This is a genomic window from Variovorax sp., from assembly GCF_965279555.1.
Classification (GTDB): domain Bacteria; phylum Pseudomonadota; class Gammaproteobacteria; order Burkholderiales; family Burkholderiaceae_C; genus Variovorax.
On sequence record NZ_OZ257247.1, the window covers coordinates 2,862,827 to 2,888,924 of the forward strand.

Genomic DNA, 26,098 nt, shown 5'->3' on the forward strand with positions numbered 1-26,098 from the left:
GAGGGCTTTCGGGCTCATGGCCGCAGGCTCACACGCCGGCCTCGGCCGCCGCGGGCGACGCCGCCACCACCTGCCCTGCACCGGCTCGCAGGTACACGCCCTGGTTCAGCAACTCGGCCTGCAGCGCGCCCACGTCGATGAAGCGCGGCGCGATGCCGCCGCGCGATGCCAGCGCCGCCGCCACGCCCGCGGCCTGGCCGGTGATCCAGCATTGCGGAATCTCGCGCATGAAGCCGTGCGAGTTGCGGTCGCAGGAAATGTGGCGCCCGCAGGCCAGCAGGCCGTCGAGCTTCTGCGGCACCAGCGCGCCGTAGGGAATGGAGATGTTCGGGAATTTCGGCGACACCGCGGGTGACACGCCGATCTCGTCCGCCAGCGGCACGCCGTCGGGCCACTGGCTGCGCAGCACGGAGCCCACGCCGACGAGGCGCCGCGCATGGCGCACGCCGATCTGCGGCGCGCTCAGCATCAGGTAGGCGTTCTCGAAGCCCGGCGCATGGGCGCGGAAGTAGTCCAGGTGCGCGGCCATGGCGCGGTGCGAGCGCACTTCGACGGCGGTGAGGTCGTCCACGTCGAGCGCCGAATAGCCCGACTGGCGCGGCCCCATGAACAGCGCCACGTCGTTGCGCCACGAGACGAAGGGCCGCTCGAACAGGCCGCACTGCTCGCGCCCGCCCGCCATGAAGGCGGTGAATGCCTCGGGCTGGCCGGCCTTGAACTCGATCCAGCGGTTCATGTCCACGCCGCCGAACAGCCACGAGGTGTTCATGCAGTGGTGCACGTCGGCTTCTTCGATGTCGTTCACATAGTCGGCGCCGGCGCGGGCGAACAGGTCGCCGTCGCCGGTGGCGTCGACCACCACGTCGGCCATGATGGCCATGCGGCCTTCCTTGCTCTCGAACACCACGCCCTTCACGGTGCCGTCCTGCACGATGGGAATGGCGGCCCACGAGTGGTAGATGAGCTTGACCTTGCGCTCCAGCACGATCTCCTGCGAGAGCAGCTTGAGCCGCTCCGGGTCGATGGTGGGCGACCAGGTGACGACGCCGTGGTAGGCCGCCGTGCGCTGCGACCAGTGCGCGGCCTTGGCGGTGTCCTGCGAGCCCCAGTCTTCGCGCACCGGGCCGGCGATGGCATCGGCCGGCAGGCGGTCGAACAGCTCTTCGGCAAAGCCGCGGATCACCAGCTGGCCTTCCCAGTCGGTCATGCGGTCGATCCAGATGACGAGGCCGCCGGTCGACAGGCCGCCCAGGTGGTTGTAGCGCTCCAGCAGCGCGACGTCGGCGCCCGCGCGGGCGGCGGCTGCAGCGGCCGCCGTGCCCGACGGGCCCCCGCCCACCACCAGCACGCCGCAGCGGTGGTAGACGGGAATGCGCTTGCCGGGCTCGGCCCAGCTGCCGTGGTCGGGCCGCTTGACGCGGCTGTCGCGGTCGAAGATGTCGGAGGACAGGATGCGCTCGTCGGTACGGACGACAGTTTTCATGGATGCGGTCTCGGCTTGGCTTGTTTCGTCGTATTTTGATTTCACTTTCCATTTTGTCAAAACAAAAAGTGCATCTTCTGGGGTATTCCCTAGAAGATATGGATTTTTATGGATTTGAAGATCAATATAAAAGAAACATTCCAACGGAGACATTGATGAAGAAACTTCGGGGCACACGCCGTGCCTTCAGTTCGGCCCTTGGTGCCGCGGCCTTCCTGGGCCTGGCGCCCCTGGCCCTGGCGCAGGACTTTCCGGCGCGCGGCAAGCCGATACGCATCGTGGTGGGCTTCACCGCCGGGGGCGGCACCGACGCGCAGGCGCGCATCGTGGCGCAGAAGCTCGGCGAGGTGCTGGGAACCAGCGTGATCGTCGACAACAAGCCCGGCGCCAGCACCATGCTCGCGGCCAACGAGGTGGCGCGCGCCCTGCCAGACGGCTACACGCTGCTGTACGCGCCCTCGTCCACCATGGCCCAGAACCCGCACACCTTCAGCCAGGTGCCCTACGACCCGTTCAAGGACTTCACCGCCATCTCGATGGGCGGGCGCGGGCCGCTGGTGCTGTCGCTGAGCACCACCGTGCCGGTGAACAACGTGAAGGAACTGGTCGCCTACGTGAAGGCCCATCCGGGCAAGGTGAGCTATGCCTCTTTCGGAGCGGGCACCTCATCGCACATCTACGGCGAGGCCTTCGTGAAGAAGACCGGCATCGACGCGGTGCACATCCCGTACAAGGGCGGCTCCGACGCGGCCAAAGACCTGATCGGCGGGCGCGTGCAGTACATGTTCGACTCGGCCTCGTCGGCCGTCATCACCTCGGCCACGGGCAAGGTGAAGATCCTCGCGGTGGCCGCCGGCGCTCGCATCGCGGCACTGCCCGACGTGCCCACCTTCGCCGAGCAGGGCTATGCCGGGCTCGACCTGCCGAGCTGGCTGGGCTTCTACGGGCCGGCGCGCATGCCCGCGCCGGTGATCGCCACGCTCAACGCCGCACTCACGAAGGTGCTGGCGATGCCGCAGGTGCAGGAGTTCTACCGAAGCGGCGGCTACGAGGCCGGCGCCACCACGCCCGAGGAATTCGCCCGCATCACGCGCTCGACCTACGACCGCTGGGGCGCGATGGTGCAGCAAGTCGGGCTGGCCAAACAATGAGCGGCATGCACACCATGCTTCATCGCCGCCGCTTCAATACCGCGCTCGCGGCCGGTGCCCTCGGCACGGCCCTGGCACCGCTGGCCGCCCGCGCCGCCGCGCCGTTCCCCGAGAAGGGGCGCCCCATCCGCATCGTGCTGGGCCTGGCGGCCGGCGGCGCGTCCGACACGCAGGCGCGCTTCGTGGCGCTCCGGCTGGCCGAAGTGCTGCAGACGCCGGTGATCGTGGAAAACCGGCCGGGCGCGAGCTTCATCCTGGCAACCGAAGAAGTGATCCGCGCCGCGCCCGACGGCTACACCTTCATGTACGCGCCCTCTTCCGTGGTGGCGCAGAACCCGCAGACGCTGGCGCAGGTGCGCTACGACCCGTTCAAGGACCTGACGCCCATCTCGCTCGGCGCGCGCGGCCCGCTGGTGCTGACCGTGCATGCGAGCGTGCCGGCGCGCACGGTGCAGGAGCTGGTGGCGTACATCAAGGCCAACCCGGGGAAGATGAGCTACGCCTCCTTCGGCACCGGCACTTCGTCGCACATCTACGGCGAAGCCTTCGCGCGGCAGGCCGGGCTGGACGTGGTGCACGTGCCGTACAAGGGCGGCGCCGATGCCGCGAAAGACTTTCTTGCGGGCCGCGTGCAGTACTACTTCGACGCCGCGCCCAACGCCATCCAGAACACGGCCACCGGCAAGGTGCGCATGCTGGCGGTGGCCGCGCCCAGGCGCAGCCCGATGCTGCCCGACGTGCCCACCATGAGCGAACAGGGCGTGAGCGGCGTGGACATGCCCAGCTGGCTCGGCTTCTACGGGCCGGCGCGCATGCCGGCGCCGGTGGTCGAAAAGCTCAACACGGCGCTCGCGCAGGTGCTGGCGATGCCGGCCACGCGCGACTTCTTCCGCCAGGGCGCCTACGAAGCCGAGTCGTCGAGCCCGCAGCAGTTGGCCGAACTGACACGCGCCACCTATGACCAGTGGGGCGACATCATCCGCAAGCTGGGGCTGGTGAAGCAGCAGCAGTGACGCGCTTGGGAAGCGTCAGGCCAGGAACCGCAGCAAGCGCGCATTGACCTCGTCGGCGCGCTCGTACTGCGCCCAGTGCCCGGCACCGTCGATCACCGCGCCCTCGCGCCCCGGGCCTTCCGCCACCAGCCGCGCCACCAGCGGGCGCGGATCGGCGGTCACGTCGAACTCGCCCCACAGCAGCAGCGTGGGCACGCCGAGTGTGCCGATAGCCTGCTGCAGGCCGCCCGACAGCGACACCTCCTTGCTGCGAAAACGCGTGCCGTGGCAGGAGATGTCGTGGATCTCGAAGGCCAGCGCGTCGATGGCGGCCTTGTCGTGCAGCATCAGCGCGGCCAGGTTGTGCAGCAGCGCGGCGCGCTCGTGTTCGCGGTCGGGGGCGGAGCGCCAGTTGATCATCTGCACCGTCATGCGCCGCAGGGTGCCGTGGCCGCCGCTGCCCACCAGCGCAAGCCGGCGGATGGCGCCGCGCCGCACGGCGAAGCGCGCGGCCGTCAGTCCGCCGAAGGAAAAGCCGCCCAGGTCGATTGGCGTGCCTGCGCCGATCAGCTGGTCGAGCGTGCCGCCCAGCGCATCGAGCAAGGGCGGCAGCGAGTCTTCGCCGGGTGCCACGCGCGGCGGCGCATCGGATTCGTTGAAGCCCGGCATGTCGGGCAGCCACAGCGTGCGGCCGGCCGACAGCGCCTCGGCGTTGCGCAGCCAGTGCATCCAGCTGCCGTGGCCGCCGTGCAGCAGCACCAGGGGCGGCCGGCTGGTGTCGGTGCCGAAGCGGCGCCAGCGCACGCGCACGCCGGCGTGAACCGGGTCGTGATGGGTAGAGAGCGCATCGACGCGCGCGATGGCTGCGCGCGCTTCTTCTTCATTCATGTCGCCGCTCATCCGCGCGCTCCCGGCCACATGCGTTGCAGCTCGCGCTCGCCGTCCAGGAACTGGTGCTTCAGCGCGCCCAGCACGTGCAGCCCGAACATCACGTACAGCACATAGCCGGCCCAGGCGTGCACGCCGCCCAGAACGGTGTGCCAGGTTTCCTTGAGAGTGGGCTCGATGGCCATGATCCAGCCGATGCGCGGCCACTCGAACAGGCCGAACAGGTACATCGGGTGGGTGCCGGCGTCCTTCCAGGCCGAGTCGTGCATCCAGCCCGACAACGGCAGCAGCACCATCAGCAGGTACAGCACGCCGTGGGCCGCGTGCGCGGCAAAGCGTTCGAACGCGCCATAGGAGCCCGGCATGGCCGGCGGCTTGTGCGTGAAGCGCCAGAGGATTCGCAGAATGACCAGCCCCAGCACCGTGATGCCGATCGACTTGTGGGTGTCGACCGCCGGGCGCACCCAGTCGTCGGGGTACTGGTCGACCAGCAGGATCAGCGCGATGTTGACGGCCATGAGCACGGCGATGAGCCAGTGCAAGGCCATCGCGGTTCGGGTGTAGCGGGTTTGTGGGAGCATGCGGGGAATTTTCAGGCGTGGGCCGAGTCTGTCAGTGACTTTTGCGATTGTCCCGGTTGTATCCGGGCTTTTCCGAAACCGCTGACCATGTTCTTGCGTATGACCGTTCGTCGCCCAGGCATCTTCTCTTGAACAATTCCCTTCATTCCGCGTTTCTGGCCGCATCGCCGCGCCTGTCCCCCCCCGCCACCCCGCTGCGAAGCTGGCTGATCCACGGCGGCGTGCTCGTGCTGTGGGGCCTGCTTTTCGCGATGGCCTTCCGCGTCGGCAACGTCGGCGCATGGTCGGTGGGCGTGGCCTATGTGCTCTACGACACGGTGCTGCTGCTGTTCGTCGGGTGGATGACGCTGCCGATCCTGCGCCCCCGCCCTCCTTCCCAACCGGACGGCACCGGCCGCCGCACCACGCTGGGCGTGATCGTCGCCTCGCACAACGAGTGCGCCGTGCTGCCCGTCACGCTGGCCGCCCTGCTCGGCCAGACCGACGTACCCGACCGCATCGTGATCGCCGACGACGGCTCGAGCGACGGCACCGCCGAGCTTCTCACCACGCGCTACGGCCTTGTCGCGCCGGCCCTGGGCGAGCTGAGCGCAGCCAGCGCCACGCACCCGGCGCTCTACTGGCTGCGGCTGCCGCACGGCGGCAAGGCGGTGGCGCTGAACGCGGCCATCCAGTGCATCGACACCGACACCGTGCTCACGGTGGACGGCGACACGCTGCTCGACAGCAAGGCCATCGGCGCGGTCCGCCAGGCTTTTTCCGACGAACCCGACCTCGTGGCGGCCACCGGCGTCATCACGCCGGTGTGCAGCCGCACGCTGGCCGGGCGCTGCTTCCAGTGGTTCCAGACGTACGAGTACATCCGCAACTTCCTGTCGCGCTATGCGTGGATGCGCGTCAATGGGCTGTTGCTGATCTCGGGCGCCTTTGCCGGCTTTCGCACCGATGCGGTGCGCGCAGTGGGCGGCTTCGACACCGACTGCCTGGTCGAAGACTACGAACTCATCCACCGCCTGCACCGCCACGCCCAGGCGCACGGCCTGCCATGGACCGTGCGCGTGCTGGGCGACGCGCAGGCCCACACCGACGCGCCGAGCAGCACCGGTGCCTTCCTGCGCCAGCGCCGCCGCTGGTTCGGCGGCTTCCTGCAGACCCAGTACTGGTATCGCGCGATGGTCGGCGACCGGCGCTATGGCTGGCTCGGCATCGCGATGCTGCCCGTGAAGGCCATCGACACGCTGCAGCCGCTCTACGGGCTGGCCGCCTTCGGCCTGCTGCTGATGTACCTGGTGCGCGGCAACTTCGGCGTGCTGGCGCCGGTGGCCGGCGTGATCGGCGCGAAGATCGTGCTCGACCTGGTCTTTCACCTGTGGTCTGTGTTCCTGTACCGCCGCTGGATCGGCCAGCGCAGCGAAGCCAACATGGCGCAGGCCTTCCTGGCGGCGCTGGTCGAGCCCTTCACCTTCCAGATCCTGCGGCACACGGGTGCGGCCTGGGGATGGTGGAGCTTCCTGACCGGGCGCGGAACCTGGGGGCGGCAGACGCGCGTGGGGCTGGTGGATGCCGACGGGGTTCGGCGCAGCTAGAAAAGCGCCGCCACGCCCCGAGGGCATCAGTCGAAATTCAGGATCACCTTCATCGACCGGGACCGGTCCGCCGCCAGCGCGAACGCCCGCGCGGAATCGCGATAGGACAGCGTTGCGGAAATCAATGGCTTCACGTCGACCAGGCCCTTGTTGAGCAACTCGACCGCCACCGCGAACTCTTCGTGGAAGCGGAACGCGCCGCGCAGATCGAACTCCTTGGCCACGATGGTGTTGATCGGCAAGCTCATGTCACCGCCCAGGCCCAGTTGCACGATGACGCCGCGCGGGCGCAGCGCATCGAACGCACCGACCAGCGCGCGGGCATTGCCGCTGGCCTCGAACAGCACGTCGAAGCTGCCTTTGTCGGCTGTGAACCGCGCCAGGCCGTCAGGGGTTTGCGCAACGTTGACGATCTCGTCCGCGCCGACCTTGAGCGCCTTGCCCAAGGTATGCGCGCCCACATCGGTTGCGACGATGTGGCTCGCGCCGGCGCGCCGCGCCGCAATGATCGCCAGCGCGCCGATCGGGCCGCAGCCCGTGACCAGCACGCGCTTGCCAAGCAATGAGCCGGCACGCCGCACCGCATGCAGCGCCACCGCGAAAGGCTCGGCCATGGAGCCTTCGGCATCGCTGAGCGAATCGGCCAGCCGGTGCGCCTGGTGCGTCTCGACCACGATCTGCTGGCGGAACGCGCCTTGCACGTGGGGCGTGCGCATCGCACTGCCGTAGTAGCGCATGTCCAGGCAGTGGTTCTGCAGCCCCTGCTGGCAATAGCTGCAGAGGCCGCACGGGCGGCTCGGGCTGATCGCGATGCGTTCGCCCGGCTTGAAGTCCGTCACGCCCGCGCCGACCGCCTCGATCACCCCGGCCACTTCGTGACCCAGCACCATCGGCTCCTTGATGCGGATGGCGCCGAAGCCTCCGTGCTGGTAGTAGTGCAGGTCCGACCCGCAGATGCCGCCGCAACGCACACGCACCTGCAACTGGCCCGCACCCAGCTCGGCGGTTTCGAATTCCTCCACGCGCAGGTCGCCGGGGGCATGTATGACTAGAGCTTCCATGGTGATGGCCTGTTATTTCTTGAGATCGACGCTGGCAAGCAGCGACTTGAAGTAGGCGGACTGGCTGTTCATGAAGACCTGGAACTGCTCGCCCTCCATGTAGGCCGGCTGCAGGTTGGCCCTGAGCAGCGCATCCCGGAATGCCGGGTCTTCGGCTGTCTTGCGGGTCGCGTCGCGCAGGAACTTGACGACTTCGGGCGGCGTGTTCAGCGGCACGCCCAGCCCGCGCCAGGTTCCCACGACGAGGTCGACACCCTTCTCCTTGAATGTCGGAACCTTGTCGTAGGGCGCGGGCAGCCGCCGGTCGGCCATTGCGACCAGCACGCGCACCTTGCCCGCAGCCACGTGCGAGCCGATCTCGGCCGGGCTCACGGTGATCGCATCCACATGCCCGCCGACCAGCGCGCCTACGCTGGGCGCCGCGCCCTGGAACGGCACGTGGTTGAAGCGCACCTGCGCCTTCTGCTCGACGGCCGCGGCCGCCAGGTGCCAGATCGTGCCGGTGCCGGCATTGCCCATCGACACCACGCCCTCCTGCTTGCGTGCCGCGGCCAGCAGGTCGTCGATGGTCTTGTAGGGTGATTCGGCCCGCACAGCGATCACGCCGGGGTCGCCGTTGAGCCGCGCGATCGGGATGAAGTCGGCGGTGGTCACCTTCGTCATGTTCAGGTGCGGAATGATCGCCAGCTCCGAGATGATCACGCCGATCTTGTAGCCGTCGGCCGGCGCGCGCTGCGCCTCGGTCATGCCGATGCCGCCGCCCGCGCCGGGCTTGTTGACGACGATCAGCGGCTGAGGCACGTTCTTCTTCGCGGCGTCGGCAAAGATCCGGGCCATCACGTCGGTGCCGCCGCCGGCGGACGAAGGCACGATCACTTCGATCGGCCGCGTGGGGTAGTCGGCCGCATGCACGGCAGACGAGGTCAGCAGCACGCCCGCGAAAGTCGCGGCGGCGGCACAGGGAAGGCGAAAGCGCTTCATGTTGATGTCTCCTTCAATGACCGTCAGAGCACGGACACCATGCCGCCATCGACATAGATGATTTGCCCGCTCACGTAGTTGGATGCTTCCGACGCCAGAAAGACGGCGGTGCCGATGAGTTCTTCCGGCTTGCCCCATCGACCCGCCGGCGTGCGCCCTTTCACCCACGCATCGAAGCTCGGGTTGTCGATGAGCGCCTGGTTCATGTCCGTGAGCATGTAGCCCGGACCGATGGCGTTGGCCTGGATGTTGTGGCTCGCCCATTCGGCCGTCATCGCGCGGGTGAGCATCTTGATGCCGCCCTTGGCGACCGTGTACGGCGCCACCGTGGCCCGCGCCAGTTCGCTGGTGAGAGAGCCGATGTTGATCACCTTGCCGCAGCCGCGCGGAATCATTCGCCTGGCTGCCTCGCGCCCCACCACGAAGGCGCTGGTGAGATTGGTCTCGATCACGCGTCGCCAGTCGTCCGTGGCCAGCTCGACCATCGGCTTGCGGTATTGCACGCCGGCGTTGTTGACCAGGATGTCGACGGCAATGCCCGCCGCATCGAGCTTCTCGAAGGCGGCCACGACCGCGGCTTCGTCGCACACGTCGAACGCGCAAGCCTCGACGACGTAGCCCTTGTCGCGCAATGTCGCGGCGGAAGTCTCGAGCCGTGCCGCGTCGACACCGTTGAGCACCAGCCGCGCACCCGCGGCGGCCAGCCCGTCGGCAATGGCAAAACCAAGGCCGCGCGACGAACCGGTGACGAGCGCGGTCTTGCCCGCGAGGCTGAAGAGTTGGGTGGACATGATGGATTCCTCAGGGGGTTTGGAGCGTGCCGTCGACCAGTCGCGTCTGCGTCCAGGTGGTGATGACGTTCTCGCAGGGGTACTTGCGCGCCTCTTCTTCATTGATGTCCACGCCCAGGCCCGGCTTGTCGTTGGCGTAGACATAGCCGTCCTTGAATTCAGGCAAGCCGGGGAACACGTCCAGCAATGCACCGGGCGGGCCCTTCAGGTCCTGGATCACGAAGTTCGGCGGCTGCACGCCCGACCATTCCTGCACGCCGAAATTGCGCGCGGCCAGGTCGATGTGGATGTTGGCCGCGTGCGCCACCGGCGACATGTCGCCGGGCCCGTGCCACGCGGTCTTCACGCCGAACTGCTCGGCAAAGAGCTGCAGCTTGCGCCCGGGCGTGATGCCGCCGATCTGGCTCAGGTGGACTCGGATGAAGTCGATGAGTTGTTCGGCGATGAGCGTCTTCCACTCATAGGGGTTGTTGAAAAGCTCACCCTGCGCCAGGGGAATGCGCGTCTTCTCGCGCAGCTGGCGCAGCCACTTTCCCTCCTCCAGCGGAATCGCGTCTTCCAGGAAGAACAGCTCGAAGCGCTCCATCTCGCAGGCGAACCGGATCGCCTCGATCGGGCTCAGGCGCTCGTGCACGTCATGGCACAGCGCCACGTCGAAACCCACCTTGCCGCGGATGCCCTCGAAGAGCTTGAGGGTGTCGCGCATGTAGCTGCGGCTGTCCAGGTAGACGCCATCGGGCGCGCCGCGCGGCGCGGTCGAGGGAGCCTTGCCGAACCCACCGCCGCCATAACCGCCGCTCTGGCAGCGGATGTGGGTGATGCCCTGCGCCATGTAGCCCTGGATGTTGTCGCACAGCTCGGCCAGGTCGCGGCCATCGGCGTGGCGGTAGATGGGCACGCCTTCTCGCACCTTGCCGCCGAACAGCTGGTAGACCGGCATGCCGGCCATCTTTCCCTTGATGTCCCACAGCGCCATGTCGACACCGGAGATCGCGTTGTTCTCGGCCGGGCCGTTGCGCCAGTAGGCGTTCTGGTGCATGAGCTGCCACAGCTCCTCGATCGCACTCACGTCGCGGCCGACAAGCAGTGGCTTGAGGTATTGCTCGACCAGGCATTGCACGACAAGGTGGCGGTACGCGAAGGTCGCGCATCCAAGGCCGTACAGGCCGGGCTGGTTGGTCTCGACCTTCACGACCACGAGGTTGATGCCCTCGGGTGCCGTGAGGATGACCTTCACGTCGGAGATAAGTGTTGCCATGTGCGGATGCGTCAGTGCTGGGGTTGGAGTTGCAAGGCCGGGTGTGCCGTGCCGGCAGGCAGCGGAATGTCGTTCGAGATGCGCTTGCCCGAGTCGGCCGCGAACAGGACGGCCTGGTCTAGGTCGAGCGAAATGCGCACCTTGCTGCCGGCGCTCAGCGTGCTGTAGCCCGCCTCGGTCACCATGATTTCGTCGGCCGTGCCGCCGTCGCGGTCGTGCGCGGTGCGGGCCGTGTCCAGGCGAACGGTCACGATCGATTCGGCCCCCACGTGCTCGACCAGTCCCACGGTGCCTGCGATGCCCGGCTGTGTCGGATCGGCGCCGATGGCGAGCGCGTTCGGCCGCACGCCGACCAGCACGTTTGCGCCGCTGTCGGCGCCCCGAACGCCCAGATGCGCCGGCAGCGGCACCTTCAGTTCGCCGATGCTCAGCTGCGAACCCTCCAGGCGGGCGTGCACCAGGTTCATGGCCGGCGTGCCGATGAAGCGGGCCACGAAGGTGTTGGCCGGGTTGGTGTAGATCTCGCGCGGGGTGCCGATCTGCTGCGCCTCGCCGGCGTGCATCAGCACGATGCGCGTGCCCATCGTCATTGCCTCGATCTGGTCGTGCGTCACGTAGACGAAGGTGCCGCCCAGGTCGCGATGCAGCTTGATGATTTCCGCACGCATCGACGAACGCAGCTTGGCGTCGAGATTCGACAGCGGCTCGTCCATCAGGAACACCTCGGGCTGGCGCACCATCGCGCGGCCCAGCGCCACGCGCTGGCGCTGGCCGCCCGAGAGAGTGCGCGGGTGGCGGTCCATCATCTCGGTCAGCGACAAGATCTTCGCCGTGCGATCGACCAACTCGCGCACCTCGGGCGAACTCTCGATGCGGCGCTTGGCGAAGTGCCCCAGCAGCGGAATGTGAAACCACCAGCGGAACTTGCGCATGATCAGCGGGAAGGTGATGTTGCGCCGCACCGTCATGTGCGGATAGAGCGCATACGACTGGAACACGAACGCCATGTCGCGCGCGCTGGGCGGCAGCGTGTCGACGCGGCGCGAGCCCAGGTGGATCTCGCCGTCGCTCACGGTTTCAAGCCCCGCCAGCATGCGCAGCAGGGTCGACTTGCCGCAGCCCGAAGGACCCAGCAGCACCAGGAACTCGCCGGCCGGCACCTCGACGTTGATGTTGCCCAGCACCGTCTTGGCGCCAAAGGTCTTGGTGACGTTTTTCAGGGAGATGGATGACACGATGCAATCCTTGCGTGACCGGTCAGCCCTTGACGCTGCCGGCGGTCATGCCGGCAACGACGTAGCGCTGCACGAGGAGATAGAAGAAGACGGCGGGCAGCGTGTACATCAGGCCGATGGCCATCACCGAGTGCAGCGGCGTGCTCAGTTCGCCGACGAAGCCGGCCAGGCCCACCGAGGCGGTGTGCAGCTCGGGCGCGCTGACCAGGGTCTGCGCGAACACGTATTCGTTCCAGCCGTGGAAGAAGGCGATCACCGCGGTGGCCGCCAGCGTCGGCGCAATCAGCGGAATCACGACGATGAACACCGTGCCCAGGCGCGAGCAGCCGTCGATGCTGGCCGCTTCCTCGATGTCCATCGGCACGCCGTCGATGGCGCCTTTCAGGATCCAGGTGATCACCGGCACCGTGAAGGCCGTGTTCACCAGGATCAGGCCCGTGAGCGTGTTGAGCAGCGAGAGCTGGCCGAAGATCGCATACAGCGGCACCACCAGCATCGCCTCGGGCAGCATCTGCGTGACGAAGAGCGCGAGCCCCACGATGGCGATGCCGGCGAACCTGAAGCGCGACAGTGCATACGCAGGCAGTACCGCGAGGGCCAGGCTCAGCACCGTGGTGCCGACCGCAACGATCGCGCTGTTGACCAGCCAGGTGCCGACGTCGGTGCTCCCGAACACGTCGCGGAACACGTGCCACTGCGCCAGGCCCGGCAGCAGGTGCGGCGGCGTCGCGAAGAGGTCGGCCGACGACGTGGTCGAGGTGACCAGCATCCAGTAGATCGGAAAGGCCGTGATGCCCAGCATGCCGAGGATCACGATCATCAGCAGTGCCTGGCGCCAGTCGAGCGTCGTTGTTTTCATCAGTGCCCCGCCGCGCGCTCGGCGCGCACCGTCAACCGGAAATAGACCACCGTGATGACCAGCGCCAGCGACAGCCCCACCATGCCGACCGCAGCGGCCTCGCCCAGCTCGCGGTACGTGAAGGCCCGGCGGTACAGCTCGATCACCAGGGTGTTGGTCGAGCCGATCGGGCCGCCCTGCGTCATGAGCCAGATCAGGTCGAAGCGGCGCAGCGACCAGATCGTGATGAACAGCGTCAGCAGCATCACCGTCGGACGGATGGCCGGCCATACGACCGCGCCGAAGACGCTCAGCCTGTCGGCACCGTCGATGACCGCCGCCTCGCGGAGGTCGCTGGACACGCCCTGAAGCGCCGACAGGATCACCACCGAGGTGAAGGGAAAGATCTGCCACACGGTGGTGAGCAGCACCGCCGGCAAGGCCCGCGAGGGGTTGTCCAGCCACCCTTCCATGCCCGACGACAGGCCGAGAAAGTTGAAGACGTGCTGCAGCACGCCGTACTGGCCGTTGAACATCCAGATGAAGATCAAAGCCACCGCCACCGGCGGCGCCGCCCAGGGAATGGTGATGAGCGAGCGCGCGATGCCGCGTCCGCGAAACGGCATGTTCAACAGCAGCGCCGTGCCCAGGCCGATGCCGATCGAAAACACCACGCATGCCACCGTATAGACCGCGGTGACGAGCAGCACCTGGTTGAACTCGGCCTGGCCGAACAGGTCCGCGTAGTTGCGCAACCCGACCCAATCGTGCTGGCCCGGCGACAGCAGGGAAGTCTGCGTGAAGCTCAGGTACAGCTCCTGCACCAGCGGGTAGGCCTGGAAGACCAGCAGGTACAGCATGACGGGCGCGCAGAACAGGTACGGCGCCCACCCCACGCCGCCCGAGGCGGCTTGCTTGTTGGCAGTCATTGCAAGTGCCCTGGCCCGGCTTACTTGCGCAGGACGCGGGCACTGACGAGCCGTTGCGCGTCGTCCATGGCCTTCTGCGGGTCGGCGCCGCCCTGCAGTACACGCAGCACCTGCTCGAGGATCACCTGCTGGATCTCGGGCGTGCGCGCCTCGAAGCCCTGCACCAGCTGCGGCACGCTGTACGGCGCCTGGTCGTCGAAGACCTTGAGCCAGGGCTTGGCCTTGAGCTCCTCAGGCGTGCGTTCGACGACTGTGGCAACGCTGGCCGCACCAAGGATGGCCTGCAGCTCTTTCTGGTTGTCGGGCTGCATCATCCACTTGACGAAGGTGACGGCCGCGGCCTTGTGCTTCGTGTTGGCGTTGATGGCCAGCGGCGCGAGGATCAGGCCCTGGGTGCGGGTCGGGAACGGCGACGGCGCGGCACCCAGCGGCAGGTCGGGGGCCTGCTGGTTGAAGATGCCCGCCACACCGCCGTTGTCGATCTCCATCGCGAGCTTCTTTTCCCAGAACATGCGGCGGTAGGTGGCCGCGTCGGCGCCCTTGGGCGTGGCGCCGAGGTCGTACATCTTCTTGTAGGCAACCACGCCCTCCACCACCTTGGCGCTGTTGATCGTGAGGTTGCCCTTGTCGTCGCTCCAGCGCCCGCCGAAGCCGTAGACGAAGTTGCACAGGTCCTGCCAGAAACCGTTGCTCTCGGCCATGGTGGCGCGATAGGCGAAGCCGAACACGTTGTCGCCGCTGGCCGCCTTGGCCGCGCCAAGGAACTCGTCGAAGGTGGCGGGCGGCTTGCCGCCCTTGAGAAGCTGCGGGTTGTAGATCAGCTGGTAGTTGCTGATCTCGAAGGGCACCCCGTAGCGCTTGCCGCCGATCACCAGGTACTTGTTGGGGTCCGTCAGCCGGTAGTCGCCAGGCTTGATGTCGCCGTCGATCGCCACGATGCGCTGCGCCTGCGCGGCGGCGTAGTAGTCGATCAGGTCGAAGCGGATGAGGTCCGGCCCCGCCCCGCCGCCCATCTGGGTGAACACGGTCTTTGCCAACGTGGAGAACGGCAGCGCGAGCGGCTGCACTTCGATGGCGGTCTGGCTCTTGTTGAACTTGTCGACCCACAGCTTGAGCTTGTCGCCGCGCCCCGATTCCGCAAAGGTCGCCGCCGCGAAGCTCAGCGTTTCCTTGGCCTGCGCATGCGCGATGCCTGGCAGGGTCCAGGCGAACACAGCCGCGGCTGCCAACGCAACGGTACCGGCGAAAAGGCTCGGGTGGCTCGAGAGTTTTCTCATTCAGGTCTCCAGGAGGCGGCGCCGGGGCCGCAGGTTCTTCGGTGAAAGGTGGCAAGAATATCGTGATATTTCACGATATTTATTCGTACTTACCCTCTGCTCCGGGAGAACCCTGGATGCACCTTCTGCATTGGAGGGACTGACCATGGCGCTGTGATTTCCCTTGCATATCAGCTATGCTCGACCGACGAATCAAGGAGTTCCATGGCCACCCGTTCCCCCGCCAGGTCCAAGCTGGTTTCCGTCGACAACGGCGCGCCGGCCGCGTCGCCCAAGAGCGCCGCCAACCAGTCGGACCAGGCCTATGAACGCATCGAAGAACTGCTGATCTGCTGCAAGCTGGCGCCGGGCCGCTTTCTTGCCACGCACGAGTTACAGGCCATGGTCGGCTATGGCCGCACGCCGGTGCACCAGGCCCTCAATCGCCTGGCGGCCGACACGCTGGTGCAGATCACGCCGCGGCACGGCATCCGCATCGCACCCATCGACCTCACGCGCGACCGCCTGCTGCTGCGGCTGCGCCGGGACATGGAGCGCTTCGTCATTCGGCTCGCCACCGAGCGCTCCGGCGCATCGGAGCGCAACCGCATGCAGCACATCAAGCGGCAGCTGGTGGAGCACGGCGCGCAGATGTCGATCGAGCAATTCAACGTGGCAGACCGCCTGATCGACCAGCTGTTTCTGGCGGCCGCGCAGGAGCCCTTCGTGGAAGGCACGCTGCGGCCGCTGCACACGATCTTCCGGCGCATCGGCTGGATCTATCACATGCACAAGCCTGACAACGTGCAGCTGAAGGACACGGTCGAAGGCCACATTGCAGTGATAGAGGCCGTGGCCAACGGCGACGTGGACGCGGCCATCGCGGCATCGGACCGCTTGATGGACTTCGTCGACAGCATGTTCGAGGTGCTCGAGCGCGACGTGGCGCCGAGCACGCTCGACTGCAGCCTCAATGGCGACGACAGCTATCTGGCGCTCGGCGCGCCCGGTTGAGCCGCCGACCGGCGCCGGGGGCGGACCCGCTCAGGCGCCGAAGCGGAAGCTCGACACCACGAGCCCGCCCATGAAGGCATCCTCGTGATAGACCCGCTCGCCGGCTTCGCTTTCGGCCGCGCCTACAGCCACCATCAGCGGAATCAGATGCTCTTCGCGCGGATGCGCCATGCGCGCCGCGGGGGCTGAAGCCCAGTCGAGCAGTTGCGCACTGCGCCCGGCGGCGTCGCTTTTCACCACCGCTTCGTCGAGCCAGTCGTCGAAGGCCTTCGACACGCCGTGCGCCTGCGGGCCGAAGTTGCGCAGGTTGTGATAGCTCAGGCCGCTGCCGACGATCAGCACGTTCTCGTCGCGCAGCGGTGCAACGGCGCGGCCCAGCGCCAGGTGCTCCGCCGGGTCGAGTCCGCGCCGCAGCGACAGTTGCACCACCGGCACGTCGGCCTGCGGATACATGGCCGCCATCGGCGAGAACATGCCGTGGTCGTAGCCGCGCTCGGGGTCGATCTGCACCGGCAGGCCGGCGGCGGCAATCAGCGACTGCACGCGCTGCGCGAGTTCGGGCGAGCCGGGCGAGTCGTAGTGCACTTCGTAGGTGTGGGCGGGGAAGCCGCCGTAGTCATAGATCATGGGCGGCTTGGGGTTGCCTTGCACCGTGAAGGCGGGCGCCTCCCAGTGCGCCGACACCATGAGGATGGCGCTCGGCTTGCGGCCGAGTTGGCGCGGCATGTCGGCCAGCGATGCGGCGAGCTTGTCGTAGGTCGGGCCCATTTCCTTCTTCATCCAGGGCCAGGGGCCGCCGCCGTGGGAGATGAAATAGGTCGGCAGGCGCGAAGCGTGGGTGTCGTCGTGAGTCAAGTCGATGCTCCTTGAAAGCGTTGCATCGACTGTAGACATTTCCTGCAAGGAAATCGACAGGCACCGATGCATCGAATCAGTTCCCCACAGGAAACATTGAAGCGGCAGCCTTGGTGGCGCGCCCTACCCGAGCCGCTCGCTCAGAAAGTCGATGAAGGTCCGCAGCTTCGACGACATGTACTGCCGGCTCGTGTACACCGCAAACAGCGTGACTGGCTGGGAATGGAACTCCGGCAGCAGCCGCAGCAGCCGCCCGCTGGCGATGTCCTCTTCGACCAGCCACGAGGGCATGTAGGCGATGCCCATGTCCGAGCGCACCGCGTGCAGCGTGAGCGTGGTGTCGTCGGAGCGCATGGCCGGCACCAGCCGCAGGGGGAACATTCGCCCGCCCGGGCCCTTGAGCGCGAGGTTCTCCAGGTTCACATAGCTCGGCACGATGGCGCCCAGCTTCGCCAGGTCGGCCGGCAGCGCGGGCAACCCGCCCGCCCGTTCGACGCAGGCCGGCGTGCCGACCAGATGGAAAGGCACGCTGCACAGCGGCCGCGCGATGAGCGCCGGCGATGGCTCCTGCGTGGCGCGCAGGGCCAGGTCGTAGCCGTCGGCCGCGAGGTCGACCTTGCGGTTTTCCAGGTGCATGTCGACCAGCACCTCAGGGTACTGCGCGCGGTAGTCGGCCAGCATGCGCGCGAAGCGCGGCGTGGCGCACCACACGGGCGCGCTCACCTTGAGCTGGCCGCGCGGCGCGTCGTGGGTCTGGCCGATGGCGGCTTCAGCCGCGTCGAGCAGGTCGAGCGCGCGGCGGCTCTGCTCGTACCAGGCGGTGCCCGCCTCGGTCAGGCTCAGGTGGCGGCTGGAGCGGTGCAGCAGCCTAGCGCCGAGCGACTTCTCCAGCTGCGCCACGTGCTTGCTGGCCATCGGCGGCGACATGCCCAGGCGCTCGGCGGCGGCCACGAAGCTGCCCGCCTCGACCACTTCGCGGAACACCCGCAGGCTGGTCATGCGATCCATGGGCGTCTCCGCAAGAGGCCAGGCTCGGGGGTCTCGGTTCCTTCAAATTTCACACGGGGAGTCTAGTGCCCGCCGCCCAGGTAGGCCGCCTTCACGGCCGGGTCGCTGCGCAGCCTGGCTGCCGGCCCGTGCAGCGATATGCGCCCGTTCTCCAGCACATAGCCGTAGTCGGCCACGCCCAGCGCGGCGGCGGCGAACTGCTCCACCAGCAGCATCGTCACGCCCTCGCTCTTGAGCCGCTCGATGATGCGGAACACCTCGGCCACCAGGATCGGCGCCAGGCCCATCGAAGGCTCGTCGAGCAGCACCACCTCGGGGTTCAGCATCACCGCGCGCGCCATGGCCAGCATCTGCTGCTCGCCGCCCGACAGCGTGCCGGCCAGTTGCGTGCGGCGCTCCTTCAGGCGCGGAAAGAGTTCGAGCGCGCGCTCCAGGTCGCCCGCCACGTCGCCGCGCGGGCGGCTGCCCGTAAGGCGCGGGAAGGCACCCAGCGTGAGGTTGTCGGTGACGGTCATGGTCGCGAACACGCGCCGGCCTTCGGGCGAATGCGCCAGGCCCAGCTTGGCAATGTGGAACGACTCCAGCCCGTCGATGCGCTTGCCGTTGAGCGTGATCTCGCCGGCCGTGGGCGCGATCATTCCCGACACGGCGCGCATGGTGGTGGTCTTGCCGGCGCCGTTGGAGCCGATCAGCGTCACGACCTTGCCCTTGGGCACCTCGATCGAAATTCCGTGCAGCACCTGCACCTTGCCGTAGCCCGCAAAAAGATTCTGGATGGTCAGCATGTTGGGGTTCCTGGTCGTGCGTTGCCGGCGCCCGTCATGCGCCGCCGCCCAGATAGGCTTCGATCACCTTCTCGTCGGCCTGCACCCTGGCCGGCTCGCCTTCGGCGATCTTCTGGCCGAAGTCGAGCACCGAGACGGTGTCGCACATGCTCATCACCACGTCCATGTGATGCTCGATCAGGATCACGGTCACGCCGTGCTCGCGGATCTTGCGGATGATGGTGAGCAGCTCCTTGATGTCGGGCGCGGTCAGCCCGGCGGCCGGCTCGTCGAGCAGCAGCAGCTGCGGGTCGAGCGCCAGCGCCCGCGCGATCTCCAGCAGGCGCTGCTTGCCATAGGGCAGGTTGCGCGCCTCCTCGGCGGCAAACGACTCCAGGCCGACGAACTTCAGCAGCCCCAGCCCGCGCTGCACCGCCGCCGCGCTCTCGCGCCGGTAGCGCGGCGTGTGCACCGCCACGTCGAGCAGGTTGCTCGCAAAGCTGTGATGCAGGCCGACCTGCACGTTCTGCAGCGCGGTCATCTCGCCGAACAGCTGCACGTTCTGGAAGGTGCGCGCAATGCCCGACAGCGCGATGTCGGCAGAGGTACGCCCCACCAGCGAACGCCCCCCGAATGAGATGGCGCCGGCCGTCGGCACGTAGATGCCGGTCAGCACGTTCATCATGGTGCTCTTGCCGGAACCGTTGGGTCCGATCAGGCCGTGGATGGTGCCGCGCCTGATGCGCAGGTCGACGTTGTTGAGCGCCTTCAGGCCGCCGAACTGCATCAGCACGCCGGAGGCCTCGAGCACGTCCTCGGTGCCGCCGGCGTGGGCCGCGGTGGACACCGCATCGACCGGTGCCGCATCGACATCCGCCGCCACCACCGACGCCACGGGCCGGCGCATGTTCAGCGCCTTGCGCACAAAGCCGACGATGCCGTCCTGCAGGTAGTAGATGACGAACAGCATGATCACCCCGAAGATCGACAGCCGCCAGTCGGTCATTGCGTCCAGCCAGAAGGCCAGGCCCGCCAGCGCGATGCTGCCGACCACGGGAATGGCCATCTGCCCGGGCGTGGCGCGCTGGCGCCGCACGGCGACCACCGCCGCCACCAGCACCAGCACGGCCAGCCCCACCGACACGTATCGGAACAGCACCACGTCGTCCAGCAGCTTGGGCAGCAGCACGATGATGGTGGCGCCCAGCATTGAGCCGATGCGGCTCTTGCGCCCGCCCATGATCACCGCCAGCAGGAACAGCACGGTGAGCTCGAAGTTGTAGGAGTTGGGCGAGATGTACTGCTCGGAGTACGCATACAGGCAGCCCGCGAGCCCGGCAAAGCCGGCGCTGATGACGAAGGCATAGACCTTGTAGCGGTACACCGACACGCCCATGCAGTCGGAGGCCACCGGGCTGCCGCGCAGCGCCTCGAAAGCCCGCCCCAGGTGCGAGCGCAGGATGCGGTGCACCACCACCAGCGACAGCACCATCAGCACCGCCACCACCCAGTAGTACTCGCGGTCGTCGAGCTTGTGGCCGAACAGCGCGGGCTTCTCGAGCTTGATGCCCATCGGCCCGTCGGTCAGGAAGCTCATCTCGTTGATGAGGATCTGGATGATGGTGCCGAAGGCCAGCGTGACCATGGCCAGGTAAGGCCCCGACACGCGCAGCGCCGGCAACGCCAGCAGCGCGCCGAAGCCGGCCGTGAACACGATGGCGAACGGCACCGTGATCCAGAACGGCGCCGACAGCTTGAACACCAGCACGCCGGCCGCGTACGCGCCCAGGCCGAACAGGCCCGCGTGGCCCAGCGAAACCTGGCCTGTGTAACCCACCACGATGTCCAGCCCGAACAGCAGGATCGCGTAGATCATGATGGTCTCGAGCAGGTGGATGTAGTACGGGTTGTCGATGCCGATCGGGAACAGCAGCAGTGCCGCCACGCCCGCTATCGCCAGGAGGAGATGGCTGGTTTTCATTTTTTCGGAATTCATGGCCACGCGCTCACACCTTCTTGATGGCGGCCTTGCCGAACAGGCCCGACGGGCGCACGGCCAGCACGATCAGCAGCAGCACAAGCCCGGGCACGTCCTTGTAGCCGGTGCTCAGGTAGAAGCCGGTGGTGGTCTCGGCAATGCCCAGGATGATCCCGCCCACCACGATGCCCATGCCGCTGGTGAGCCCGCCGATGATGGCGACCGCGAAGGCCTTCAGGCCGAGCACCGCGCCCATCGAGGCGCCGGTCAGCGTGAGCGGCGCGATCAGCACGCCGGCAAAGGCCGCCGTCATGGACGACAGCGCATACGAGAAGGTGATGACCAGGCCGGTGTTGATGCCCATGAGCTTGGCGGCATCGCGGTCGTTGAAGGTCGCGACCACCGCCTTGCCGTAGATCGAGCGGCGGTTGAACAGCTCGACCGCCAGCATCATGAGCAGCGCGCCGATGACCACCAGTATTTCCATCGGCAACACGTTGGCGCCCAGGAAGTGCATCGGCGACTCCGGCAGCGGCGACGGGAACTTCAGGTCGTCGCGCCCCCAGACGTTCTCTGCCACGTTGGTGAAGATGATGCCCAGCGCAATGGTGGACATGATCCAGCCGAACTCAGACTTGATCTTGATCGCCGGGCGCACCGCTATGCGCTCCACCACCGCCCCCTGGAAGGCGCCGAACACGCACACCAGCGGGATCATCAGCCAGTAGTTCAGCCCCATGTTCACCAGCGTGAGGCCGACCATCGCGCCGAGCATGAGCGCGTTGCCCTGGCCGAAGTTCAGGGTGTCCGAAGTGGCGAAGGTGAGCTGATAGCCGAACGCGATGACGGCGTAGATCATGCCCAGCGCAATGCCGCTGAAGATGAGTTGGGTAAGGATTTGCATGGCGGCTCGCAGAAGGCGTTGGACCAAAAAATGCGCCGCCGCAGGAACAGGTCCCGGGGCGGCGTCGGCGCTCGATCCGGTGGCTACTTCTTCAGCAGCGCGTCGTTGGCCGCCACGTCCTTCAGGCGGACGGTGCCGGCGCTCTTCTGGTCGTCGGCGCTGGCAAAGACCACGCGGCCGCCCTTGACCTCGCCGAACACCGGAATGTTGGCGGTGATGGCGTCATGGTCGGTCTTGGTGAAGGGCTTGTTGTAGGTCGTCACCACGCCTTCGACCGGCGCCTGCAGGTCTTCGAGCGCGGCCTTGATCTTCGGGCCGTCGGTGCTGCCGGCCTGCTTGATCGCGGCGGCCAGCAGGTAGATGGAGTCGTAGCCCTGCGCCGCCGACACCGGCGAATCCATGCGGTTGTTCTTCGGCTTGAACTTGCCGACGAAGGCGTCGATGAACGCCTTGCGCTTGGGCGTGGTCGGCTCCTGGATGAAGGTCTGCGGCATGCGCGCGCCGTCGCCGCCGGGCCCGGCGTTGTCGATGAAGTTGGCCATGGCCAGGGTCCAGCTGCCGATGATCGGCACCTTCCAGCCCAGCTTGGTCATGCCGTTGGCGATCTGGGCCAGCTCGGGGCCGATGCCGTAGGTGAGCACGGCCTCGGCGCCGGCTTCCTTCGACTTCAGCAGCTGGGCCGTCATGTCGACGTCCTTGATGTTGAACTTCTCGACCGCCACGGGCGTGATGCCCTTGTTCTTGAGCGCGCGCTCCAGGTCTTCGCGCCCGAGCTGGCCGTAGTTGGTGGAGTCGGCCAGGATCGCGACCTTCTTGTAGCCGCGGCGCGTGACGGCCTCTTCCACGATCATCGGCGCCTGGATGCTGTCGTGAGCGGCATTGCGAAAGACGTAGTTCTCCGGGTCCTTGTCGAACTGGTGGGTGATGACCGAGCCCGTCGCGACGTTGTTGAGCACCGGGATCTTCGCCTCCTGGAAGAAGCGCTGCGAGGCCAGCGCCACGCCGGTGTTGATGTAGCCCACCGCGGCCACGACCTTTTCCTTGTTGACGAACTCCTGGGCAATCTGCACGCCGCGTTCGTTCTTGGCTTCGTCGTCGCGCTCGACGAGCTGGATCTGCCGGCCCAGCACGCCGCCGGACTTGTTGATTTCCTCCGCGGCCAGGCGAACGCCGTCGCGCATGCTCACGCCCATGGAGGACGAGCCTCCGGTGAAGGGGCCGTCCACGCCGATCTTGATCGGATCGGCCGCGAAGGCGCTGACCGAAAGGGCGAGCGCGCTGGTCAGCGCCAGCAGCTTGAAACGAAAATGCATGGAAAACGTCTCCAACGTTGTTGTGAAATTTCTGGGTCGGACCGAAAGCGACGACGCGCAAGCGCGAAGTCACCAAAACATAGTCGATAACGATTCGGCTCCGGAGAGTGACAACCCTAGCCGGACTGTTCCAGGGGCGACACCTGGACAACGCACCTTTTCGGGGCAAGGTCATGCATGCGCGGCTACAGTCGAAGGCTCTCCGGGAGACCGTTCGCCTTGTTCCGCTTCTTCGAAAAACTTCTCCATCCCTACCCTGTCGCCGAGCCTTCGCTGCCGCCGCAGGGCTTCTTTGCCTTTCTCTGGGCCTGCACGCACGGCGTGCGCGGCAAGATCGCTGCCATGGCCGCGCTCACGGCCGTCATGTCGACCTTCGAGGCGGTGCTGTTCGCCATCCTCGGGCGCATCGTCGACTGGCTCGGCGGGCAGGTGCCCTCGCGCCTGTGGGAAGAGCGCGGCACCACGCTGATGTGGCTGGCCGCCTTCCTGGTGATCAGCATCGGCGTGGTGGCGCTGCAGACCATCGTCAAGCACCAGACGCTGGCCGTGAACCTGCCGATGCGGCTGCGCTGGAACTTCCACCGGCTGATGCTGGGCCAGAGCATGGCCTTCTACCAGGACGAGTTCGCGGGCCGCATCACGGCCAAGGTGATGCAGACCGCGCTCGCGGTGCGCGAGACCATCTTCGTGCTGGCCGACGTGCTGGTGGCCATGGGCGTGTACGTGGCCACCATGATCATCCTGGTGGGCCTGCTCGACGCGCAGCTGGTGTGGCCGTTCCTGATCTGGCTGGCGCTGTACATCTGCGCCCTCATCTACTTCGTGCCGCGCCTGGGCAAGGTCGGCAAGGCGCAGGCCGACGCCCGGGCCCTCATGACCGGCCGAGTGACCGACGCCTACACCAACATCGCGACCGTCAAGCTGTTCTCGCACACGCAGCGCGAGGCCGGCTTCGCACGCGACGCCATGCGCGAGTTCATGAAGACCGGCTACGGCCAGATGCGGCTGGTGAGCGCCTTCGAGATCGTCAACCATGCACTCAGCATGGGCCTGACCGCCGGCATGGCGGGCGTGGCGCTGTGGCTGTGGTCCAAGGGCGCGGTCGGCGTGGGCGCGGTGGCCGCGGCCACTGCAATGGCGCTGCGGCTGCAGGGCATGTCGCACTGGATCATGTGGGAGATGACCAGCCTGTTCGAGAACATCGGCACCGTGCAGGACGGCATGAAGACGCTCTCGCGCCCGCGTACCGTGCTCGACGCGGCTGACGCCACCGTGCTCCAGGTGCCGCAAGGCGAGGTGCGCTTCGAGCATGCGAGCTTCCGCTATGGCGACGGCGGTCGCCGCGTCATCGACGACCTGAACCTCACCGTGAAGCCCGGCGAGAAGATCGGCCTGGTCGGCCGCTCGGGCGCGGGCAAGTCGACACTGGTGAACCTGCTGCTGCGCTTCCATGACCTGGAAAGCGGCCGCATCCTGATCGACGGGCAGGACATCGCGCACGTCACGCAGGACTCGCTGCGCAGCCACATCGGCATGGTCACGCAGGACACCTCGCTGATGCACCGCTCGGTGGCCGACAACGTGGCCTATGGCCGCCCCGACGCCACGCACGAGGAAATCGAGGCTGCCGCCAAGCGGGCCGAAGCCCATGAATTCATCCAGACGCTGGGCGACGCGAGCGGCCGTCGCGGCTACGAGGCGCATGTGGGCGAACGCGGCGTGAAGCTCTCGGGCGGCCAGCGCCAGCGCGTGGCCATCGCGCGGGTGATGCTGAAGGACGCACCGATCCTGCTGCTCGACGAAGCCACCAGCGCGCTCGACTCCGAGGTCGAGGCCGCCATCCAGCAGAGCCTCTACACGCTGATGGAAGGCAAGACGGTGATCGCCATCGCGCACCGGCTGTCGACCATCGCCGCGATGGACCGGCTCATCGTGCTCGACGAAGGCCGCGTGGTGGAAGAAGGCGACCACCGCACGCTGATGGCACAGGGCGGGCTGTATGCGCGGCTGTGGGCGCACCAGAGCGGCGGCTTCCTGGGCGACAGCCTCGACGAAGACGAGGCCCTGCGCGCCTGATCGCCTTCAGGCGGCCGGCAACGCCCCCGCCTCGTACTGCGCAACGAACTCCCCCGACGGCGGGATCGGCTTGATGATGTCGATCAGCACGCCGTTCGGGTCGCGGGTGATGAAGTGGCGCTGGCCGAAGGCCTCGTCGCGCAGCGGCAGCAGGATCGGCAGGCCGGCGGCCTTCAGCCGGTCGTGCACCGCATCGGCATCTTCCACCTCGAAGTTCAGCAGCAGGCCGCCCGCCACCTGCCCGCGCGCCGGCTCCGGAATGGTCTCGTGGCGTCCGTCCAGCACGGCGAGGTTCACCGAGGGCTGCCCCTCCAGCTGCAGATGCACGTACCAGTCGCTGGAGAAGAGCGGCACGAAGCCGAAATGCGACCGATAGAAGGCGGCGGTGCCCGCCACGTCTTCGGTCATGACGACGGGGTAGTAGCTCGTGACTTTCATGGAATCGGCCCTTTCATAAAACATACAGGCTGTACGTACTTTAAATACTAACCTACAGACAGCCTGCATGTAAATTAGCCGTCATGGCCACCAACCGCGAACGCACCGAAAGCACCCAGCTCGCCCTGCTCGAAGCAGCACGCGCGCTTTTCGTCAGCAAGGGCTACGGCGACACCTCCACCCCTGAAATCGCCCTCGCAGCCGGCATTACCCGAGGCGCGCTGTATCACCACTTCGCGGACAAGCGCGGCCTGTTCCGCCAGGTGCTGGCACGCGAGGCAATGGCCGTGGCGGCCGACATCGAAGCCGCCACGCCCGAGCGGCTGGGCCCGCGCGAAGCCTTGCTCGAAGGCAGCGAGGCCTATCTGGACGCCATGACCGTGCCGGGCCGCACGCGGCTGCTGCTGGTCGACGGCCCTGCCGTGCTGGGCATGGCGGAGATCATGGCGATCGACGATGCCAACGCGGCACACTCGCTGCGCCAGGGCCTGACGCGCGCCGGCATGGGACGCGGCGAAGTCTCGGTCGATGCGCTGTCGCAACTGCTGTCGGCCGCTTTCGACCGTGCGGCGCTGGAGATCGACGCGGGCGCCGATGCGAAAGAGGTCCGCGCGGCGATGCGCTGGCTGGTCGAGCAGGCGCTGGGGCCCGACAAGAAGCGCTGAACGCCACTCCCGGGGGCAAGCAGTACAGGCTGGCGCTTCGCAAGTCCTACATC

24 protein-coding genes are annotated in these 26,098 nt (G+C 67.3%); 6 read left to right on the plus strand and 18 right to left on the minus strand.

The features are described 5' to 3' along the window. Positions 1–28: 28 nt before the first annotated feature. On the minus strand, positions 29–1,483 hold the full coding sequence (locus ACQY8B_RS13675) for an FAD-dependent oxidoreductase (protein ID WP_422087193.1): 1,455 nt from the start codon (positions 1,481–1,483) through the stop codon (positions 29–31). Between the two features lie 155 nt (positions 1,484–1,638). On the opposite strand from ACQY8B_RS13675, the gene ACQY8B_RS13680 reads away from it, so the two are divergent. Further along, positions 1,639–2,634 carry a Bug family tripartite tricarboxylate transporter substrate binding protein gene (locus ACQY8B_RS13680; RefSeq protein WP_422087194.1) on the plus strand — a complete coding sequence of 332 codons (996 nt, stop codon included), beginning with the start codon at positions 1,639–1,641 and terminating at the stop codon, positions 2,632–2,634. Continuing rightward, on the plus strand, positions 2,631–3,647 hold the full coding sequence (locus ACQY8B_RS13685) for a Bug family tripartite tricarboxylate transporter substrate binding protein (protein ID WP_422087195.1): 1,017 nt from the start codon (positions 2,631–2,633) through the stop codon (positions 3,645–3,647). The genes ACQY8B_RS13680 and ACQY8B_RS13685 overlap by 4 nt, the downstream gene beginning before the upstream one ends. A 15-nt stretch (positions 3,648–3,662) precedes the next feature. On the opposite strand, the gene ACQY8B_RS13690 is transcribed toward ACQY8B_RS13685, so the two are convergent. After that, on the minus strand, positions 3,663–4,514 hold the full coding sequence (locus ACQY8B_RS13690; protein ID WP_422087196.1) for an alpha/beta fold hydrolase: 852 nt from the start codon (positions 4,512–4,514) through the stop codon (positions 3,663–3,665). Between the two features lie 8 nt (positions 4,515–4,522). Further along, on the minus strand, positions 4,523–5,095 hold the full coding sequence (locus ACQY8B_RS13695) for a cytochrome b (RefSeq protein WP_422087197.1): 573 nt from the start codon (positions 5,093–5,095) through the stop codon (positions 4,523–4,525). A gap of 128 nt (positions 5,096–5,223) precedes the next feature. Here ACQY8B_RS13695 and ACQY8B_RS13700 point away from each other — a divergent pair, with 128 nt between their 5' ends. Next, a complete protein-coding gene (locus tag ACQY8B_RS13700; protein ID WP_422087198.1) occupies positions 5,224–6,681 on the plus strand; it encodes a glycosyltransferase family 2 protein in 1,458 nt (485 codons plus the stop codon). 26 nt (positions 6,682–6,707) lie between these two features. Here ACQY8B_RS13700 and ACQY8B_RS13705 read toward each other — a convergent pair whose 3' ends face one another. The 8 genes from ACQY8B_RS13705 to ACQY8B_RS13740 are packed head-to-tail and all read right to left on the minus strand — an operon-like array spanning position 6,708 to position 15,051. Further along, positions 6,708–7,742, minus strand: a complete 1,035-nt coding sequence (locus tag ACQY8B_RS13705; protein WP_422087199.1) for an L-idonate 5-dehydrogenase — start codon at positions 7,740–7,742, stop codon at positions 6,708–6,710. A gap of 12 nt (positions 7,743–7,754) precedes the next feature. Further along, positions 7,755–8,723 (minus strand): Bug family tripartite tricarboxylate transporter substrate binding protein, encoded by a 969-nt coding sequence (locus ACQY8B_RS13710; RefSeq protein ID WP_422087200.1) that lies wholly within the window; start codon positions 8,721–8,723, stop codon positions 7,755–7,757. Positions 8,724–8,746: 23 nt separating this feature from the next. Next, positions 8,747–9,514: an SDR family oxidoreductase gene (locus ACQY8B_RS13715; RefSeq protein WP_422087201.1), complete on the minus strand. Its 768-nt coding sequence runs from the start codon at positions 9,512–9,514 to the stop codon at positions 8,747–8,749. A 10-nt stretch (positions 9,515–9,524) separates the two neighbouring features. Then, positions 9,525–10,772, minus strand: a complete 1,248-nt coding sequence (locus tag ACQY8B_RS13720; RefSeq protein ID WP_422087202.1) for an enolase C-terminal domain-like protein — start codon at positions 10,770–10,772, stop codon at positions 9,525–9,527. Positions 10,773–10,783: 11 nt separating this feature from the next. Then, positions 10,784–12,007: an ABC transporter ATP-binding protein gene (locus tag ACQY8B_RS13725; protein ID WP_422087203.1), complete on the minus strand. Its 1,224-nt coding sequence runs from the start codon at positions 12,005–12,007 to the stop codon at positions 10,784–10,786. A gap of 22 nt (positions 12,008–12,029) precedes the next feature. Continuing rightward, positions 12,030–12,866: a carbohydrate ABC transporter permease gene (locus ACQY8B_RS13730; RefSeq protein ID WP_422087204.1), complete on the minus strand. Its 837-nt coding sequence runs from the start codon at positions 12,864–12,866 to the stop codon at positions 12,030–12,032. Next, the gene (locus ACQY8B_RS13735) at positions 12,866–13,774 is read right to left on the minus strand and encodes a carbohydrate ABC transporter permease (RefSeq protein ID WP_422087205.1); all 909 of its coding nucleotides are present in this window, start codon (positions 13,772–13,774) and stop codon (positions 12,866–12,868) included. The genes ACQY8B_RS13730 and ACQY8B_RS13735 overlap by 1 nt, the downstream gene beginning before the upstream one ends. A gap of 20 nt (positions 13,775–13,794) precedes the next feature. Then, a complete protein-coding gene (locus ACQY8B_RS13740) occupies positions 13,795–15,051 on the minus strand; it encodes an ABC transporter substrate-binding protein (RefSeq protein WP_422087206.1) in 1,257 nt (418 codons plus the stop codon). A gap of 204 nt (positions 15,052–15,255) precedes the next feature. Between ACQY8B_RS13740 and ACQY8B_RS13745 the strand changes: the two genes are divergently transcribed. Continuing rightward, positions 15,256–16,044, plus strand: a complete 789-nt coding sequence (locus ACQY8B_RS13745) for a GntR family transcriptional regulator (RefSeq protein ID WP_422087207.1) — start codon at positions 15,256–15,258, stop codon at positions 16,042–16,044. Positions 16,045–16,074: 30 nt separating this feature from the next. Here the strand turns inward: ACQY8B_RS13745 and ACQY8B_RS13750 are convergent, their stop codons facing one another. The 6 genes from ACQY8B_RS13750 to ACQY8B_RS13775 all read right to left on the minus strand — a co-directional run bounded on the left by ACQY8B_RS13750 (position 16,075) and on the right by ACQY8B_RS13775 (position 22,866). Continuing rightward, entirely contained in the window at positions 16,075–16,899 is an 825-nt protein-coding gene (locus ACQY8B_RS13750; RefSeq protein ID WP_422087208.1) for a DODA-type extradiol aromatic ring-opening family dioxygenase, read from the minus strand. A gap of 123 nt (positions 16,900–17,022) precedes the next feature. Continuing rightward, a complete protein-coding gene (locus tag ACQY8B_RS13755) occupies positions 17,023–17,907 on the minus strand; it encodes a LysR family transcriptional regulator (protein WP_422087209.1) in 885 nt (294 codons plus the stop codon). A 62-nt stretch (positions 17,908–17,969) separates the two neighbouring features. Continuing rightward, positions 17,970–18,692, minus strand: a complete 723-nt coding sequence (locus ACQY8B_RS13760) for an ABC transporter ATP-binding protein (RefSeq protein ID WP_422087210.1) — start codon at positions 18,690–18,692, stop codon at positions 17,970–17,972. Between the two features lie 34 nt (positions 18,693–18,726). Then, positions 18,727–20,652 carry an ABC transporter permease subunit gene (locus tag ACQY8B_RS13765; RefSeq protein ID WP_422087211.1) on the minus strand — a complete coding sequence of 642 codons (1,926 nt, stop codon included), beginning with the start codon at positions 20,650–20,652 and terminating at the stop codon, positions 18,727–18,729. Positions 20,653–20,677: 25 nt separating this feature from the next. Beyond that, positions 20,678–21,553 carry a branched-chain amino acid ABC transporter permease gene (locus ACQY8B_RS13770; RefSeq protein WP_422087212.1) on the minus strand — a complete coding sequence of 292 codons (876 nt, stop codon included), beginning with the start codon at positions 21,551–21,553 and terminating at the stop codon, positions 20,678–20,680. 83 nt (positions 21,554–21,636) lie between these two features. Further along, positions 21,637–22,866, minus strand: coding sequence for an ABC transporter substrate-binding protein (locus tag ACQY8B_RS13775; protein WP_422087213.1), 1,230 nt, complete (start codon positions 22,864–22,866; stop codon positions 21,637–21,639). A 219-nt stretch (positions 22,867–23,085) separates the two neighbouring features. On the opposite strand from ACQY8B_RS13775, the gene ACQY8B_RS13780 reads away from it, so the two are divergent. After that, positions 23,086–24,942 (plus strand): ABC transporter ATP-binding protein, encoded by a 1,857-nt coding sequence (locus tag ACQY8B_RS13780; RefSeq protein WP_422087214.1) that lies wholly within the window; start codon positions 23,086–23,088, stop codon positions 24,940–24,942. A 6-nt stretch (positions 24,943–24,948) separates the two neighbouring features. Here the strand turns inward: ACQY8B_RS13780 and ACQY8B_RS13785 are convergent, their stop codons facing one another. Further along, the gene (locus ACQY8B_RS13785) at positions 24,949–25,380 is read right to left on the minus strand and encodes a VOC family protein (RefSeq protein WP_422087215.1); all 432 of its coding nucleotides are present in this window, start codon (positions 25,378–25,380) and stop codon (positions 24,949–24,951) included. 83 nt (positions 25,381–25,463) lie between these two features. Here ACQY8B_RS13785 and ACQY8B_RS13790 point away from each other — a divergent pair, with 83 nt between their 5' ends. Beyond that, the gene (locus tag ACQY8B_RS13790) at positions 25,464–26,045 is read left to right on the plus strand and encodes a TetR/AcrR family transcriptional regulator (protein WP_422087216.1); all 582 of its coding nucleotides are present in this window, start codon (positions 25,464–25,466) and stop codon (positions 26,043–26,045) included. The last annotated feature ends 53 nt before the right edge of the window (positions 26,046–26,098 follow it).